19 protein-coding genes and 1 riboswitch are annotated in these 15576 nt (G+C 54.0%); of the genes, 11 read left to right on the top strand and 8 right to left on the bottom strand.

What is annotated here, in order from left to right:
- From HDF10_RS17755 to HDF10_RS21035, 3 genes are all read left to right on the top strand, one after another.
- On the top strand, positions 1-408 hold a 408-nt coding region (locus HDF10_RS17755; protein ID WP_183815811.1), incomplete at its 5' end, for an ROK family protein.
- Positions 409-425: 17 nt separating this feature from the next.
- Positions 426-593: an FGGY family carbohydrate kinase gene (locus HDF10_RS21030; RefSeq protein ID WP_260177983.1), complete on the top strand. Its 168-nt coding sequence runs from the start codon at positions 426-428 to the stop codon at positions 591-593.
- Positions 594-637: 44 nt separating this feature from the next.
- Positions 638-811, top strand: coding sequence for a hypothetical protein (locus HDF10_RS21035; RefSeq protein WP_311732821.1), 174 nt, complete (start codon positions 638-640; stop codon positions 809-811).
- 460 nt (positions 812-1271) lie between these two features.
- Here HDF10_RS21035 and HDF10_RS17765 read toward each other — a convergent pair whose 3' ends face one another.
- Positions 1272-2066: a tyrosine-type recombinase/integrase gene (locus HDF10_RS17765; protein WP_183815813.1), complete on the bottom strand. Its 795-nt coding sequence runs from the start codon at positions 2064-2066 to the stop codon at positions 1272-1274.
- 830 nt (positions 2067-2896) lie between these two features.
- Positions 2897-3090: riboswitch (cobalamin riboswitch) on the top strand.
- A 110-nt stretch (positions 3091-3200) separates the two neighbouring features.
- On the opposite strand from HDF10_RS17765, the gene cobG reads away from it, so the two are divergent.
- The 8 genes from cobG to cobF all read left to right on the top strand — a co-directional run bounded on the left by cobG (position 3201) and on the right by cobF (position 10725).
- Positions 3201-4502, top strand: coding sequence for a precorrin-3B synthase (cobG, locus tag HDF10_RS17775; protein WP_260177999.1), 1302 nt, complete (start codon positions 3201-3203; stop codon positions 4500-4502).
- Complete coding sequence (locus HDF10_RS17780) at positions 4492-5115, top strand: precorrin-8X methylmutase (protein WP_183816191.1); 624 nt, start codon at positions 4492-4494, stop codon at positions 5113-5115. Before cobG ends, HDF10_RS17780 begins: the two co-directional genes overlap by 11 nt.
- Positions 5112-6623 carry a precorrin-2 C(20)-methyltransferase gene (locus HDF10_RS17785; RefSeq protein WP_183815819.1) on the top strand — a complete coding sequence of 504 codons (1512 nt, stop codon included), beginning with the start codon at positions 5112-5114 and terminating at the stop codon, positions 6621-6623. Before HDF10_RS17780 ends, HDF10_RS17785 begins: the two co-directional genes overlap by 4 nt.
- Positions 6624-6625: 2 nt before the next feature.
- Positions 6626-7876, top strand: a complete 1251-nt coding sequence (gene cbiE, locus HDF10_RS17790) for a precorrin-6y C5,15-methyltransferase (decarboxylating) subunit CbiE (protein ID WP_183815821.1) — start codon at positions 6626-6628, stop codon at positions 7874-7876.
- Positions 7873-8238 carry a cobalamin biosynthesis protein gene (locus HDF10_RS21480; protein WP_183815823.1) on the top strand — a complete coding sequence of 122 codons (366 nt, stop codon included), beginning with the start codon at positions 7873-7875 and terminating at the stop codon, positions 8236-8238. Before cbiE ends, HDF10_RS21480 begins: the two co-directional genes overlap by 4 nt.
- Complete coding sequence (cobM, locus tag HDF10_RS17800) at positions 8235-9023, top strand: precorrin-4 C(11)-methyltransferase (protein ID WP_183815825.1); 789 nt, start codon at positions 8235-8237, stop codon at positions 9021-9023. The genes HDF10_RS21480 and cobM overlap by 4 nt, the downstream gene beginning before the upstream one ends.
- Before the next feature lie 30 nt (positions 9024-9053).
- Positions 9054-9884: a cobalt-precorrin-6A reductase gene (locus HDF10_RS17805; protein WP_260177984.1), complete on the top strand. Its 831-nt coding sequence runs from the start codon at positions 9054-9056 to the stop codon at positions 9882-9884.
- Positions 9885-9954: 70 nt separating this feature from the next.
- Positions 9955-10725 (top strand): precorrin-6A synthase (deacetylating), encoded by a 771-nt coding sequence (gene cobF / locus HDF10_RS17810; RefSeq protein ID WP_183815827.1) that lies wholly within the window; start codon positions 9955-9957, stop codon positions 10723-10725.
- 187 nt (positions 10726-10912) lie between these two features.
- Here cobF and HDF10_RS17815 read toward each other — a convergent pair whose 3' ends face one another.
- The 7 genes from HDF10_RS17815 to HDF10_RS17840 form a co-directional block, all read right to left on the bottom strand.
- On the bottom strand, positions 10913-11317 hold the full coding sequence (locus HDF10_RS17815; protein ID WP_221271852.1) for a hypothetical protein: 405 nt from the start codon (positions 11315-11317) through the stop codon (positions 10913-10915).
- A complete protein-coding gene (locus tag HDF10_RS17820) occupies positions 11289-12008 on the bottom strand; it encodes a BadF/BadG/BcrA/BcrD ATPase family protein (RefSeq protein ID WP_221271854.1) in 720 nt (239 codons plus the stop codon). Before HDF10_RS17820 ends, HDF10_RS17815 begins: the two co-directional genes overlap by 29 nt.
- Positions 11974-12264, bottom strand: coding sequence for an acetate and sugar kinases/Hsc70/actin family protein (locus HDF10_RS20615; protein WP_221271855.1), 291 nt, complete (start codon positions 12262-12264; stop codon positions 11974-11976). Before HDF10_RS20615 ends, HDF10_RS17820 begins: the two co-directional genes overlap by 35 nt.
- A gap of 227 nt (positions 12265-12491) precedes the next feature.
- The gene (locus HDF10_RS17825) at positions 12492-13364 is read right to left on the bottom strand and encodes a hypothetical protein (protein WP_183815831.1); all 873 of its coding nucleotides are present in this window, start codon (positions 13362-13364) and stop codon (positions 12492-12494) included.
- Positions 13355-14272: a hypothetical protein gene (locus HDF10_RS17830; protein ID WP_183815833.1), complete on the bottom strand. Its 918-nt coding sequence runs from the start codon at positions 14270-14272 to the stop codon at positions 13355-13357. Before HDF10_RS17830 ends, HDF10_RS17825 begins: the two co-directional genes overlap by 10 nt.
- Positions 14273-14321: 49 nt before the next feature.
- The gene (locus HDF10_RS17835) at positions 14322-14990 is read right to left on the bottom strand and encodes a radical SAM protein (RefSeq protein ID WP_221271858.1); all 669 of its coding nucleotides are present in this window, start codon (positions 14988-14990) and stop codon (positions 14322-14324) included.
- 70 nt (positions 14991-15060) lie between these two features.
- Positions 15061-15372 carry a radical SAM protein gene (locus HDF10_RS17840; protein WP_183815836.1) on the bottom strand — a complete coding sequence of 104 codons (312 nt, stop codon included), beginning with the start codon at positions 15370-15372 and terminating at the stop codon, positions 15061-15063.
- Positions 15373-15576: the final 204 nt, after the last annotated feature.

Genomic DNA, 15576 nt, shown 5'->3' on the forward strand with positions numbered 1-15576 from the left:
AACGCAAACGTCACTTCCATTCAAAGCCTCATGCATCTCACCGAAGAAGGTGATCCTCTCGCCATCAAGGCGATACAGAAGCAGGCCCTGCATCTGGGACAAGGCCTACGCCTCGTCACCGCGGCCCTGTCTCCGGAGCTCATCCTCATCGCCGGCGCTTTCACCACAGCGTGGTCTGCCTTCGGCTCCATCGTTCAGGACGAGTTGGTATCCGGAATTCTCGCAGGCTCTCCACCTCGCCTTGAGATCGCAACGGGAGGAGAGATGGCCCGCCTTCGTGGAGCTGCAGCGATCGCCCTCCAGCGTCACTCCGGCTATCACAGCTCATCCCGCCGCGGCACGAAAGAAAAATCGAACGCAAGCAAGCGCCCCGAGACTAGTAATCAAACCGCAAGCATTGCACATTAACACGAGATCTCACATCTATGTATCTAGGCATCGACTGCGGCACTCAAGGGACAAAGGCTCTCCTAATCGATGAGCACGGCATCGCGCAGGACCGGGGACACGCTATGCATGAGGTGATCCAGCGAGCCGCCGGCGCCCGCGAGCAGGATCCGAAGTGGTGGATTGAGGCGCTTCGCTATCAGTGAAGCAAGCGATATCACACGCTCCTGACCACCAAATCAAAGCTCTCGTGGTTTCCGGCCAGCAGCACGGACTGGTCGTTCTCGACGAGCACCTGCAGGTGATTCGCCCTGCCAAGCTCTGGAACGACAGGGAACCAGCAACGCAAAAACGCGGAATTGATCGCCCGCTTCGGAGGCCAGCAAGCCTACTTCGAGATCTCGTCTGCTCCGCTGCGTTCTAGATGTGTTTGGTCAACTGCTTTTCGTAGGCTTCGGCGAAGCCCTGACAGCGAAGGTTGTTATCCCACTGCCTGGCGAATCTCTGATGCTTGCCAACCCACACGCTCCATCCGGTCTACCAACGGTTCTGTCACCCACTACGGCGAGCTATGGCCCTTGCCATCGAGGCCATCGAAGAGGGTCCGAAGTCGTTTCGGTAGTAGTAGGGTCCCCGAGCGGATTGTAACTCTGATTAAGAAGTGGAGAGGAAAAAAGATTTTGTAATGCCTATGCGCTCGGGTCTTTCATCGTTAACGAAGTGATCCCGCAGACCTTGAACGGCGATCTGCGGATCTGGCTCTTGCAGCACTCGTCAGAGTCCAGTGAATAAGCAGTTGCTCACTGCCCCAAGAGTTCGCAGCTCTCAGGACCACTTATCACTTCTGTAGTGTCCTCCTTATCAGAGGAGAGTCAACGGTTCGGTTACTCCTCCCGTTCAGGCTCGAGCAGCGCCAGCCCCTGCCGCAGAGATGCCGTATCCATCTTTGCGTACTTCGCCGTCTGGGCGATCGTCTTGTGTCCGGCGGCCTCCTGGATCAGCTTGAGGTTGGCACCCTTCTGTGCGAGCCGCGAACAGAACGTGTGACGATTGTCGTGCCAGTGGAAGTTTGTGACCCTCGCCCGATGAAGCACTGAAGCCCACCACTTCTTACTGTCCGCGATGCCGAAGACGGAGTTGGCAGGTGACTCGTTCGGCTTATCCTTGCTCCGGCGCTTCCGCTCGAGCGGGATAACCTTCAGGGTCATCAGTGCCTTCTCTACCGTGGGCAGGATCTGAACCGTCCTCCAGGTCCCATTCTTAGTTTCGCGGAGGGTCAGCTCCTTGGTCTCGAAGTTGACGTCTGGTCCCCACGTCAGGGAGTACTGCTCCGTCTTTCTCATCCCGGTCATCAGTGTGATCTCGAACTCACACAGGCGGTGGATCATTCTCTTGGGGCGGCGCTCGTTCTGTGGGCCGCATGCATCGATGTCCCCTTGGAGGACTGCACGGATCCGTTGCTCCTCCGACGGTAGAAGGAAGCGTCCCTCCCGACCGTTATTCATCGCGCGGGACTCGATGGCGCTTACCGGGTTGACGTCGACCAGGTCCCGCTGACGGCCATACTTGTAAATCGCCGAGAACATAGCTTTGTAGCGATTCTGGGAGGCCGGGGACATCGGTCTCGACGGCTTCGGCTTCTTGAGGGGGTCCCGCGTGTGTGTGGTTGGGGCCGTCATCAAGCTGCTCAGCCAGTCGTCGATCTCGCGGGCCTTTATGTCCCTCGCCGGTCGAGTGCCGAATGCCTCCTTGATGCGCTGGATACGGAACGGAGGGTTGCGCAGGTCCTTGTACTCGTTGGGCCTGCTCCTGATCTGGTGGATGAGCCCGAGAGGTCGCCCAGGAGAACCTCAGCTGTCTTCGCAGCCTCCTTCGCGGCGGCGATCTTGTCAGCTGCTACCTCGGCGGCGGTCCGGATGGGTAGCTTTGCCAAGGTCGGTACGTCTGCACCGCCGTCGCGCTTGAGCGTCCGCGCCTTCTCCACCCATGCGATAGCGGCTGCTCTATCCCTTTTAAAGGACTTGCGGACCAGTTTTCCGTCTTTTCGGTACCTAGCGTGATACAGTCCGCTTCCAGGTACCCTCTCATAAACACCCCCTACCATCGCTACAGGTCGCGCCATTACTGGGTAGTGCCTCCGTCAACCACCTTACAAGAGTGTGATACGAATGTGATACACGCCAGTGTCTAAACCTGCACTTTTTGGCACTTTCTCTGTTCCAGCCTGCACATCGTGGATCAAGTGTAACTATTGATATAGCTTACTTAATGATGCATCTTGATGCAGGGAAGTGCAGGCTGATAAAGACGCGCTTAGCACTCCTAACGCGAAGGTCGCAGGTTGGACTCCTGCCCGGGCCACCACGCCACAAATCTCCGAATCGCGCTTCGCATCAGGACTCCTGCCCGGGCCACCACGCCAGATCAATTCGAAACACAAGCCTGACAAAGCATTGACATCCGCTGTTTTACGAGAATTCATCACATTGTCCTGAATATTTATCTGATCTATACTCGAACTGTTTCCGGTGGTTGCTTCAGAGAAGCCAACCAAAAGGGAATCCGGTGAGAGCCCGGAACTGCCCCGCAGCGGTAATCAGGAACGAAAGCTCCAACAAGAGCACTGGTCTGGTAGTGGACTGGGAAGCTGGAGCGATTAGGCAGCCTGTAAGTCCGAAGACCTGCCGCAAACAGTGTCCACATCGGACACAGTGACACACGCCTCCGAGGGGAAGGCCGGGTGGCCGCAGCCTATTCCGTCGCTGCGTTTCCCGACCATCTTGCGGTGACAGGTCAAGAGAGAAAGTCGCATGATGAGAGTTGGAGAGAGTTTCTGCCCTGGAATTCTTCACGCCGTCCAGGCGAAAGACGGTCTACTCACTCGTATAAGAGTGCCGGGAGGGATGATCACCCCCAGCCAACTCACTGCTGTCGCAGAACTCTCAACCTCGTTCGCTAACGGAAACATCGAAATTACTTCACGCTCCAATTTGCAATTGCGCGCGATTCAAAAGAAAGATCTGAAGTCCTTGGTTCAAGGGTTGGACTCCGCCGGCTTTCTTCCTTCACCAGAACACGATCGAGTCCGCAATGTAGTGACAAGCCCCTTCGCCGGGTTAGGCTTCGGTGAGATTTTGGATACACGGCCATTCGTTCGAGAGTTAGATCGTCGCCTCATTGCAAATCAGGGGATGGCCGGTCTACAACCTAAGTTCAGCTTTGCCATCGATGGCGGAGGGGACTGGTTTGCTCGCGATAGCGATGATCTAACCTTGCGAGTGAAGCGAGTAATGAACGTAGATGACACGCATTTGTTTCATTTCATCATTGGGAACACCTTCTCCGGCTTCTGCGTAAGGGTAGATGAGGCCCTGGACTGCATACTCGAGGCCGCAAAGATATGTCTCAAGATCTCAAAAGAACTCGAGATGCCAGCAAGGGGAAGGAAGATTGCGTCAGTACCTCAGGCGATGGGTCGATTACTTGAGGAGTTGTCGAGTTTTCTAGTGGCTTGTCCTTCTCCCGGCAGTTCAACCCTCGTTGCCCATATGCCGGTAGGAGTCTATGCAACTCAGCGATTCGATTTCGCAAACTTGGTTCCCTTGGTTCCTCTCGGACGACTAACCGCAGAGCAATTGCAGTGTGTAGCCGCAATCGCGAAAGAGTGCGATGGAGATATTCGGTTGGCTCCATGGCGGGGTATCGTGCTCGGATCTGTTCCGGAACGTTCGATTAGCCAGATTACTGCGCGGCTTGAGGCCGTAGGCGTGTCCTTTGACGGCAAAGATGGGTATCTGGGGATAGCCGCGTGTGCAGGGAGCGCCGGCTGTGATGCTTCTTTGGCTGACGTGAGACGTGATGCGTCTTTGTTGGCATGCCGCCTGGCCGGCCGCAATACAAAACATGGCTGGACGGTCAACATCTCAGGATGTGAAAAACAATGCGCGATGCGAAATGGTGCGACTGCTGAGCTGATAGCAAGTTCCTCTGGTTACGATTTGCGGATCGATGGGCGTTTTATCGCGTCAAACTGTTCGCTTGAATTTGTTATGGACAAGGTGGCTGCATGTCAGGCAGAGGTGCCCTTTGAGGTTTTTCGTGACGATGACTTATAAGAAAGACGCCCGGGATATTTACCGAGAATCCTTTGAGATCATCAGGGCGGAATCGGACCTATCTTCGTTCTCACCAGTACTCGCACGCGTGGTGGTGCGGATGATTCACGCATGTGGGATGACAGATCTGGCGCAATATGTCTCTGCATCATCTACAGCTACTGAAGTCGGCGAGCAGGCGCTTCTAGCCGGGATGCCCTTACTTTGCGATGCAAATATGGTGGCAAATGGGATCACCCGATCCCGACTTCCGAAGGACAACGAAGTGATCTGTACGCTGAGTGATCCACGCACCGCAGAACTAGCGAGAAGATTTGAGACGACGCGCAGCGCAGCGGCGCTGGAGCTCTGGCGCGATAGACTCGGCGGTTCGATTGTTGTGATCGGAAACGCACCGACGGCTTTGTTTCACCTGCTCGAGATGCTCGAAGCAGGCGCAGCGGCTCCCGCACTCATCATCGGCATTCCTGTTGGTTTCGTTGGCGCGGCGGAGTCAAAAGCAGCCCTTGAGACTAACCACCTGAATCTTCCTTATTTGACGGTTCGAGGGCGCCGCGGTGGAAGCGCCATCGCCGCGGCTGCCGTCAACGCTATGGCAAGTGAGGAAGAATGATTAAAAGCACAATGCCAGGAAAACTATTCGGCGTTGGACTAGGACCTGGCGATCCTGAGCTTATTACTCTCAAGGCTCTGCGTATTATCAGGCAGGCTCACGTTGTTGTTTATCCGACAGCCAAGCACGGCCAGAGTAACGCACGTTGCATTGTGAGCGCGGAGTTGACACACGAACAGATCGAGATGCCGATGATTTATCCAATCACGACAGAATCGACCGATCATCCTGGCGGTTATGAGGCGATCATTGCTCAGTCCTATGATCAGATGGCTGAGCAAATTGCGGCTCATCTGCTGGAAGGTCGTGACGTTGCGGTTCTATGTGAGGGTGATCCCTTTTTTTATGGGTCGTTTATGTACCTTCACGACAGGCTGGCTCACCGCTTTTCCACCTCGGTGATTCCAGGAATTCCATCTGTGATGGCCGCTGCAGCAAGGCTCGGCACTCCGCTCGTCAGAAGGGATTCAGAACTAACTATACTCCCTGCAACTTTGTCGGAAGATGTCTTGACAGCTCGGCTAAATCCTCGTGATGCATTTGCGATCATAAAACTTGGCCGCAACTTCACGAAGGTGAAAAACGCATTGTCTCGAGCCCAGGTTTTGAGTAAGGCTCTCTACATCGAACGTGCGACGATGAGCCAGGAGCGGATCGTTCCACTAAGCGAAGTAGATTCGCCAAGCGTTCCTTATTTTTCGCTCATACTTGTTCCTGATTCGAGGCAGAGCCAACACAGTGATATCGTCAATAGCCCAGGACAGATAGCAGTTGTCGGACTAGGACCAGGCTCCGCTGAGTGGATTACGCCGGAGGCCCAGCAAGCACTTGCTAAGGCGACCGATCTGGTTGGATACCAGCGATATCTGGATCGAGTTCCACTTCGATCCGGTCAGCGTCGTTTCGGATCTGACAACAAGGTAGAGGCAGAGCGCGCACGTCATGCGCTCTCTCTCGCGGAGTCTGGCAGGCGCGTATGTGTCGTTTCGTCGGGAGACCCAGGTATTTTTGCAATGGCCTCCGCAGTGTTGGAGTCGGTGGATCAGGGGCCAGAAACATGGCGTTCTCTCGATATCCGCATTATTCCTGGGGTTTCGGCAATGCAAGCAGTAGCAGCCAGATTGGGTGCTCCTCTCGGTCACGATTTTTGCGTTATTTCGCTGTCGGATCGTCTAAAGCCCTGGGAGGTCATCGTGAAGCGGTTGCACGCTGTTGCTTCCGCTGACTTCGCCATCGCGATTTATAACCCCATCTCTTCTGAGCGGAAGTGGCAGTTGGCAGAAGCACAGGCAATTCTCGCAAGCTATAGGACGCCCGAAACACCGGTAGTACTAGCCCGCGCTGTCGGCAGATCAGACGAGAAAATTGTGATCACAGATCTTGCGCGATTCGATCCTTCATTGGCCGACATGCAGACGCTCATTCTTGTCGGTTCTTCGACAACTCGCAGTCTCGCTTTGTCGAATCATCGGGAGATGATCTACACTCCTCGAACCTATGGGGTTTGACTATGCGACCTACTCAAACTGAAATAGCGAGATCGGATTTCAACGAGCGTTGGTTGTCGATCATCGGCATTGGCGAAGATGGCTGGGATGGCCTTAGTCTAGCAGCGAAGCAAGCTGTAGAGTCTGCGGAGTTTCTTTATGGTGGCGTTCGCCATCTCGCCTATGTTCCAGCGGTTAGTGCTGCCCAGATAGCGTGGCCATCTCCCATGGCCCCAGCGGTGCACGAGATTCTGACACACCATCGAGGTCGGAGTAGGGTTTCTGTTTTAGCCAGCGGCGATCCGATGCTCTTTGGCGTTGGTGTGACGCTCACTCGCGAGTTGGCCCCCACCGAGTTTCTTGTTGTACCGCAGGTCTCTGCTTTTTCCCTGGCGTGTGCCCGCCTCGGCTGGGGAGTTTCTGAGACCGTCCTGGTATCACTGGTCAATCGCCCGATCGAGCAAATGCACAGATACCTTCATCCAGGCCAGCGGCTGGTACTTTTCTCTGAAGACGGCACAACGCCTGCGGCAGTTGCGCAATTTCTAACCGACAGCGGGTATGGATCGAGTCAATTCACGGTCTTTGAATATCTGGGTGGCTCTGCGGAGAGACGCCGGGACGACCGGGCAAATATTTGGTCAGTACAACAATGTGGTGATTTGAATCTGATTGCGGTCGTATGCATTGCTGATTCTGAAACGAGACGGTTGCCGATTGTTCCAGGACTCTCCGACGATTTCTATCTAACAGACGGACAACTGACAAAACGTGAAGTCCGCGCCGCAACGCTAGCGCGTTTAGCACCGTTGCCGGGCGAACATTTATGGGATGTAGGAGCGGGTACGGGAACGGTAGGTATCGAATGGATGCGCTCTCATCCTTTATGCTCGTGCATTGCCTTTGAAGAACGCGAAGATAGGGCCGCTAGAATTTTAGCCAACGCGAAGAGACTTGGTGTGCCAACCCTAAAGGTAATCAAGGGGAGTGTGCCGTCTACTCTCAACGGATTGCAGCCGCCAGACGCGATTTTTATCGGAGGGGGAATCGGCAGGGACGGCCTGTTCCAGGCCTGCTGGGACAGACTCCCCAATGGCGGTCGGATCGTTGCGAACGCGGTTCGCATCGAAAGCGAGATAGCGGTAGCAACCTGGCAGAGGTTGTACGGCGGCGAGCTTGTGCGAATCCTCGTAGCTAGAGCAGAACCCGTCGGTGGCGTCCTCGGATGGCGTCATTTGATGCCAATTACTCAATGGTCGGCGGTGAAGTCATGAGCATCTCTTGTTCGATCGGGATTGGCTGCTCCTCTCGTGCGACATCTTCGGATGTTATTCAGCTTATTCAACAGTGCGTAAGCGAAATTACTCCCGGAGGCATCCTCGCAACGTTGGACCGTTGCTCAAATATCGGAGAAGCAGTCGCGACTACGCTCAAACTGCGGCTTGTACTGTTTCCGGCGAGTGTTCTTGCGCAGGTTCGCGGAATTAAAAGTCAGTCGTTGCTGGCTGCATCGAGGGTCGGGACAGCGAACGTCGCAGAAGCATCGGCGTTGGCTTCTCTGGGACCAGCAGCCAGTCTGATTTTGCCGCGCCAGACGGGACGTTTCTGCACGTGTGCTGTGGCGGTGCTGCGATGACAGTTCATTTCATTGGAGCCGGACCTGGCGCTCCCGACTTGCTCACGCTGCGGGGAAGAGATCTGATTAGCCGCTCCCCCGTGTGCCTGTATGCAGGCTCATTAGTGCCTAAAGAAGTTATCGCACATGCTCCGGCGGGAGCTCGTATCGTTGACTCAGCACAGATGAATCTTGATGAGATCATCGCAGAGATCTCCTCCGCTCATGAGAAGGGACTCGACGTCGCTCGAATTCACTCAGGGGATCTTTCAATCTGGAGCACGATGGCGGAACAGATCCGTCGTCTCACTCCCCTCGAAATCCCTTACGACGTAACCCCCGGTGTCCCATCATTCGCCGCCGCTGCCGCTACACTCAATCAAGAACTAACCCTTCCTGAGGTAGCCCAAACTTTGATTCTGACAAGGACCTCAACTCGGTCTACGGCAATGCCAAACGGTGAAGATCTCACAACGCTGGGGCGATCGGGCGCGACAATGGCCATTCATCTCTCAATCACGAACCTTGATATGGTGACGTCGCAGCTATTGCCACTCTATGGCCCAGACTGCCCAGTAGTCATCGTGTTTCGTGCGAGTTGGCCAGACGAAATGATTCTGCGTGGGACACTATCTAATATCCAAAAGATTGTTGCCAAGTCAGGGGTAGATAACAATGCGCTGATTTTGGTCGGAAGATCTCTTAGTCGACCCGATTTTGGTGAAAGCTATCTCTACTCTGTTTCCAGAGAGCGCGAGTCGGAGACTCAGGATAGTGTCAGACCTGTATCCGCCGACGCAGATTGATCAGTGCAATTCAAAGATAGGATGTGTAACTTGGCGGACCTCAATCCAACATCGGATGCGATAGAAAGTACGCCCGATGGATCTCAAAATTTCTCGCCACGGATACTGATTCTTGGTGGGACTGGAGAGGGAACGAAGCTTGCTTCGCGTCTTGCACATAGATCGGGCCTATATACCATCTCTTCACTGGCTGGGCGCGTTAGCGAGCCCACACGTCCCGAAGGAGTCGTCAGAGTTGGAGGATTTGGTGGCGTTGAGGGGCTCGCCTCTTTCCTCGTGAAAGAGAACATCGGGATGGTCGTTGATGCTACTCATCCTTTTGCTGTCCGGATCAGCCGTAACGCAGAGCTTGCGTGCGCCAGGTTAGGATTGCCACTAATCGCTTTCATCCGGCCACCCTGGATCAAGTCAAAAGCGGATCTTTGGCACGAAGTCCTAAATTTTGAGGAAGCAGCCAGTGTTGTTGACGTTCAGAAAGGACGAGCATTCCTGTCTATTGGCCGGCAAGAAGTAAGTTCGTTCGCGGCTTGTCACGAGACCTGGTTTCTGATTCGCGCGATCGAAGAACCGACACGGCGACTTCCACGTTTTCATGAAATTCTATTACGTCGCGGGCCTTTTAGTCTTGACGAAGAATTACGGTTACTAGAGGATCACTCAATCGATTACGTCATCTCCAAAAATAGTGGTGGGTCGGCGACATATACCAAAATTCAAGCTGCACGACTACTCGAAATACCAGTAGTCATGGTGAAGCGGCCTGTCAAACATACCGTTCCAACTGTTGAAACACTTGAAAAAGTACTCGTGGAAGTTGATCGCTTAATTCAGTCTAATCGAACAACACAACGACGCTTATGAGATTGCGCATGGGGTATCGATGTCTGGAATGTCGGCCACGCGTGTCGACCATTAAAAAGGGAATGTCAATATGAGGAAGCTATACATCATTGGAATCGGTCCGGGTAATCCAGAACAAGTTACGATTCAAGCGATTAAGGCTATAAATCAGGTTGATGTGTTCTTTGTTACGAGCAAAGGAGAGGCGAAGAACGATCTCACTCAGTTTCGAAAAGAGATATGTGAACGATACATCGACGAGCCATCCTACAGAACTGTCGAGATCGTCGATTCGGGGCGCGATCCGACGATAGATTCTTACGCTTCTCGAGTCGAGGCGTGGCACCAGCAGCGGGCGCTAACCTACGAAGAACTGATCATTAATGAGTTGCAAGAGAATGAGTGTGGTGCATTTCTTATCTGGGGAGATCCGTCACTCTATGACAGCACTCTTAGAGTGATTGATCAGATTATTAGCCGTGGTCAAATTCATTTTGACTACGAAGTCATCCCTGGAATTACAAGCATTCAAGCCCTCGCAGCGCGCCACAAGATAACTTTGAATGGTATAGGGGAGTCAATTTGTATCACAACGGGTCGTCAACTATCGGCTGCCCTAATCTCCAACACCGAGAACGTTATTGTGATGCTCGACGGAAAGTGTTCCTTCAAAGAGGTGCTAGACAAAGAGGTGGAGATCTATTGGGGAGCATACGTCGGTAGTGATAAAGAGGTTCTCTTGTCTGGAAGACTTACCGAAACAAGGGAGAGCATCGAGATGGCTCGAAGCGCGGCTAGAGAGAAAAACGGTTGGGTGATGGACACCTATCTACTTCGGAATCCATCTGCACGCCGGCCTTGACAGTAGTTCTCTGCGACAACATACGATCCAATCTTAGCCTTCTTACGGCCTATTCTGGTTATCGCAGCATGCGGGTTGCAACGAATCGATTGATGGAACTCCACGATGCAACCATAGAACGGGTCGACACTCCTGGATCAGCGACCCGTTGACGCTATGCGGCAGGTTTTCAGGTGCACCTCGAATTTCAATCCCCTGCCACTGCCATCTCGTATTGCTCTCGTGGTTGGCTGCGAAGCGTTTGCTCGAACACAGCCAATTGCATTTCGATATTGCTTTCGATGTGGCGGCGTTTGAGGATGTCTTCACGATAGCGCCGCAGGAAGTAGTCGATTGTTTCGACACGAATGCGGATAGAGCCAATGGGCTTGTTTTCGTCGAGATCCTTGAATGAGAAATAGGGCGTACCAGATTGCTCGATGATGCCTTCGATGACCCCGTAGATGGGAGCATCGTGACCACACTTGAAGCTGGAAACCTCGAGCGCAACCAAGTTGGGGGGCGCACGGTAAACTTTGCGGCCCAGACTTTGTGGTTGGCTGGAGTAACGATTCTTCCAGACGTCACTGATGTCGAGCGGATGGGTAATCAACCAGACCTTTACCACCGGCGGTTGCTTTTTCCTCAGCACGACCATAGTCAATGTAGTAAAGAAGCTTTTCTGTGCCGAGATAGTTTCCCACCCCAAGCTCTTCCTCTTTCTCAAATTCGACCGATCCCAGCGCTGCAAAGTACTGCGCATTGTCGGGTACTTTGATCAACTCTTCCGGAGTCGCGCCCTCCGGAATCTCGACCTTCCGTTCTTTCCACATGCGGGGGATGTTGGCCTGCCAGGCCTCCCGCATGCCGCGGATGAACCCATTGGGCCCGCCCAGGAGAAGAACGTGCGGCCGCAGTGTATGTCCGCGAGTGAGCACGCTGAGGTTTTGCAACACGATTGCCTCGAAGAGCGAGGCCATCAACTCATCCGAGGGGGTACCGGTCTTCTGCAAACCGTTAATGTCCGTTTCTGCGAAGACACCACACTTACCGGCAACCTTGTGCAGCTTGATACCGTGATATCCCTGAATCGCAAGCTCTGCCGCGGGGATCTTGAGCTTGGCATTGATCTTGTCGATCACCGCTTCGGTGCCACCGGCGCACTTGTCGTTCATGGAGGGAATCTTCTTCTTGCGCCCCGTCTCCTCGTCATCTTTGAAGACGATGATCTTTGCATCCTGTCCACCTAATTCGATGACGGAGTACACCTCAGGATGGAGCTTCTCGACGGCGAGGGACAGCATGCACTTCCTGAACAAACTTGGCGCCGATCATCTCGGCGATAGTTCCGCCACCTGATCCTGTGACAAATATGCGTGTATTTCCAGCGGCGATTCCAGCGTCGGCTTCCATCCGTCGTAAGAACTCGAGGACCTTTTCCGGCTGGCGTGTCTCATGACGTTGATAGTCCTGCCAGATAGTCTTGTCGGTGGCAGCATCAACCACAATTGCTTTGACGGTAGTGGAACCTATGTCCAGGCCAACTAAAAATTGATGCATCGCCTTCTCCTCAAAGGACTAATCCTGAATGCCGGTAAGAAAAGCTGGACGCTTGATTCGTTCTCTTCGGCCAACGCCAGCATAAGGTTCACTCTCCGGTGTGGACTTTTCGCTCTGAAACTTGATCAAATGCAGCAGGGAGGGTCGCAGCATCACGACGAACAGCGCCGTGAGGGCCGTTCCTAAGGTGATACACGCTACCAGAAGCAGCCCCGACAAGACGCGCATCAGGCAACCCGCTGTATACCTGGCGTGGAGACACGACTCCGGCGGTGATAGGCACTATCTTTATTCATCAAATCACTCACATGCCAGGCGAACTGCGCAGCGGTCCCAGCGATACCCTTCCGATGTGGGACCCGGTAAAGTGCCTGCTTCAGCTTCGGGTGCTGCTCGACGTAATCGTGCAGCTCATCTAAAGATTTGCCAGTCTCTTGCAAGACTCCGTCAAACTCGGCGCGCGCTTTAGCCTTTGCTTCTGCGAGTGCCATCTGGACCCGGCTGTGCGCATTGACTTCGCCTTCGCCCGAGGTCTCAATGGGTAGGAAGATCATGTCTTTGAACTTGTTGACGACTCGAGATTGAACACCACCCGATTGCGTCGAGGGCATACAGCCGAAGGGCTTCAGAGCCAGGACCATGTGGCACAGATGATTCACGGTGTAGTAGACATTCTTGCCGACCTCCATATAACCCTCTCCGCCACGGGCGAGCTGATGGTAGAAGGGATGGGCCAGCCGCGAGAGCTCCTTCTGGGGAATCAAGTGATGAGCTGTATCTCTCATGTGTTTGATGGTGCGGTGATAAAAATACGTCCACATAGCACCTCCGGCGCTGAGCCCTCCGGTCTTTTTGAAGATCTTTAGTTCGTTCGCAAGACGCTCCTTCACCTCGTACCACTTGGGATCACGATAGGGAGCTTCCGCGTCCGCTCGCGCTTTGGCGACGAACATCATGTAGGCTATCCATGTAGCGATCGGTTCGACTAGCACCTGTGCACCTTCCTTTTCGAGGAAGGCGAACATATTGAAGTTGCCGTCGCCCTCGGTTGTCTGGGCCCAGAACTCACCAGTGATTTTGATAACGGGTTTTACACGCAAGCGGTCAATTTCGATCGTGTTGATGCTGTCGCGGCAGGAGTGCAGCGCGTCCACGTACTCTTTGCCGTAGAGGTTGTCACCGATCTTCCCGCGAGTGCAGCCAATTCCCGTGAGTTTCTTATTCTTATCGAGGAACGGTTTTGCCCAGGAAGGAGCAGCGTCCATGATTTGTGCCAGCGCTTCCGGTCGCGCAGCGTATCGGTGAGTGTCTTCACTGATTCCCGGATGACGCGGTCGGTCTCGCCTTTGTTCATTTCAAAAGGGCGAACTTGGTACACAAGCTCATTGATGACATCTCCAAGATTGAGCGCATTGAGCATGCCCATGCCAAAGTCAACAGAGAACTTCAATCCCGGCTCGCCACTTGCGGCCTTGATGCCGTCGGTTTGCTGGAATAGCAGAACACGGAAGCCATCGAAGCCAGCATTCTGCAAGGCGAAGCGGTATTCAGCTTCGTACATCCCGAAACGGCACGGACCACACGAACCGGCGGTGAAGAAGACATAGTTGTCGATGATCTGCTGCTTGGTCTGGCCCTGTTGCTCCAGCATCTGGAGGTAACGCACGAGATTGCCGACCGTGAAATACGTCGGGTTGCACTGACCGTTGTTTCCGAACTCCTTTCCGGCCTGGAAGTCATCCACGACCGGCGTCGGAATATTCTCGCAATGATAGCCGCTAACGTGAAAGACGGCCTTGATCATCTCTTCGCGCTTCCAGGTGAGACCGCCGAAGAGAATCGTTACGTAGTCTTGTTCTGCGGCAGTGAATGTGCGCTCTACTGGCTTTTTGAACTCGCGCATACGCGCCAATCCGGCTTCCGCACGAAGACGCGCCCGCTCAGCATCGATACGAGCCTGGATCTCTACTTCAAAGTCTTTTTGAACGATCTCTTCAGTTACCGGCATTTGCGTCTCCTTGTGCTCGATTGCGTGCGAGTTTCGATCGGTTCCGCTATCAGGGATAGTCCGGCATAACATCTGCCCGTTCGCTCCCTGGAAGCCATGAGCGAGTTGCTTGAAGAAATACTTGATGACACGCTGGTCGTTGTAGCACCAGCCGACGATATGGATTAAGCGTAGAAAAGCAGTGGGTCTGGCAGGACTCTTTCTGGCGATCCAATTGTTTGGTATCGAACTTGTGATCGCCGACTACGCCCCAGTCATAGTTCGCCGTATACATCGGAAAGCAGGGCGCGAGCGTTCCATCGACACGGATGATCATGGAGTTCTGACCGGCACGGCAGTTCCAGGGGAAGTGGTTGCCTTTCATGAAGTCGACCATCTGCCATAACCGAGTGTTTGAGTTCACCATTTTGTATCCGGCATTCTGCTTTTCAGTCAGCCACTGAATCGTCTCCTCCACGGCCGGCCAGTCATCCTTCGTGATGTAGGTGACGTTGTGGTCCGCATGCTTGAAGTGCTCGTCCTGCTCAAGCAACGGAGACTCGTTGATGTGGTAGTCAGTTGCGATGCCGTTGTCGTGGGCGATCTCGGTAAGCTCTCGGACATCGTCCAAATTATTGCGGCAGATATTGATGTTGAGGAAGACCGACAAGCCATATCCGTATTGCTTGCGGATGAGGTAGTCAAATTGCTTGCCGATGGGGACCAGAGCCTTAGGCAAGCCCGGTTTCACATCGACGGCATCCACGGCGATATTGAAGGTGGAGATACCGCATCAGCCAGCTTGTCGATTACGTCGGTGCGCAATAGCCGTTCGTCGGGAGGTAGATCCAAAAGTTCTTCTTTGCGGCATAGTAGGTGATTCGATGAATAGGGTCGGGGCGCAGCAGCGGCTCTCCGCCCATGTAGGCGAGCACACGACAGCCTGTGCCATGGAGCCAATCAATGGAGCGCTTAGCCGTATCCTCAGTCATTCCCCTGACTTTGTTGTCAAAGGCCCAGCAGTAGTGGCAGTCGAGATTACATTTGAACTCAGTAAAGAGATAAGAGATGAGCGGATGGAAGTCGCCTGCCGTAACCAACGGATGTAGGGGAATAGCCATCCTTGCATCGCGTGATAGATCTGCCCTGGTCTCCAGTTGCGTTTTTCGGGCGGAGCCCAACTACCTGCCTCATCGATTGGGCCGAGCAGCTCGGGATGCTGCGGAAATACGGGATCAGGAAATTTCTGCGGCTTCCCACTGGACGACAACCCAGGCGAGATCGCTGTTGATTTCGTAAGTAGATCATGTAGCGGGACGTCAAGC

The sequence above is a fragment of the Tunturiibacter empetritectus genome (assembly GCF_014201375.1).
GTDB classification, from domain to species: domain Bacteria; phylum Acidobacteriota; class Terriglobia; order Terriglobales; family Acidobacteriaceae; genus Edaphobacter; species Edaphobacter lichenicola_D.

Coding starts and splice junctions, on each gene's coding strand:
- HDF10_RS20615 (WP_221271855.1), bottom strand. CDS start 12,264: ATGCATCAATTTTTAGTTGGCCTGGACATAGGTTCCACTACCGTCAAA.
- cobF (WP_183815827.1), top strand. CDS start 9,955: ATGAGGAAGCTATACATCATTGGAATCGGTCCGGGTAATCCAGAACAA.
- HDF10_RS17765 (WP_183815813.1), bottom strand. CDS start 2,066: ATGACGGCCCCAACCACACACACGCGGGACCCCCTCAAGAAGCCGAAG.
- HDF10_RS17785 (WP_183815819.1), top strand. CDS start 5,112: ATGATTAAAAGCACAATGCCAGGAAAACTATTCGGCGTTGGACTAGGA.
- HDF10_RS21030 (WP_260177983.1), top strand. CDS start 426: ATGTATCTAGGCATCGACTGCGGCACTCAAGGGACAAAGGCTCTCCTA.
- HDF10_RS17780 (WP_183816191.1), top strand. CDS start 4,492: ATGACTTATAAGAAAGACGCCCGGGATATTTACCGAGAATCCTTTGAG.
- HDF10_RS17820 (WP_221271854.1), bottom strand. CDS start 12,008: ATGCTGTCCCTCGCCGTCGAGAAGCTCCATCCTGAGGTGTACTCCGTC.
- HDF10_RS17840 (WP_183815836.1), bottom strand. CDS start 15,372: ATGGCTATTCCCCTACATCCGTTGGTTACGGCAGGCGACTTCCATCCG.
- HDF10_RS21480 (WP_183815823.1), top strand. CDS start 7,873: ATGAGCATCTCTTGTTCGATCGGGATTGGCTGCTCCTCTCGTGCGACA.
- HDF10_RS17830 (WP_183815833.1), bottom strand. CDS start 14,272: ATGCCGGTAACTGAAGAGATCGTTCAAAAAGACTTTGAAGTAGAGATC.
- cbiE (WP_183815821.1), top strand. CDS start 6,626: ATGCGACCTACTCAAACTGAAATAGCGAGATCGGATTTCAACGAGCGT.
- cobG (WP_260177999.1), top strand. CDS start 3,201: ATGAGAGTTGGAGAGAGTTTCTGCCCTGGAATTCTTCACGCCGTCCAG.
- cobM (WP_183815825.1), top strand. CDS start 8,235: ATGACAGTTCATTTCATTGGAGCCGGACCTGGCGCTCCCGACTTGCTC.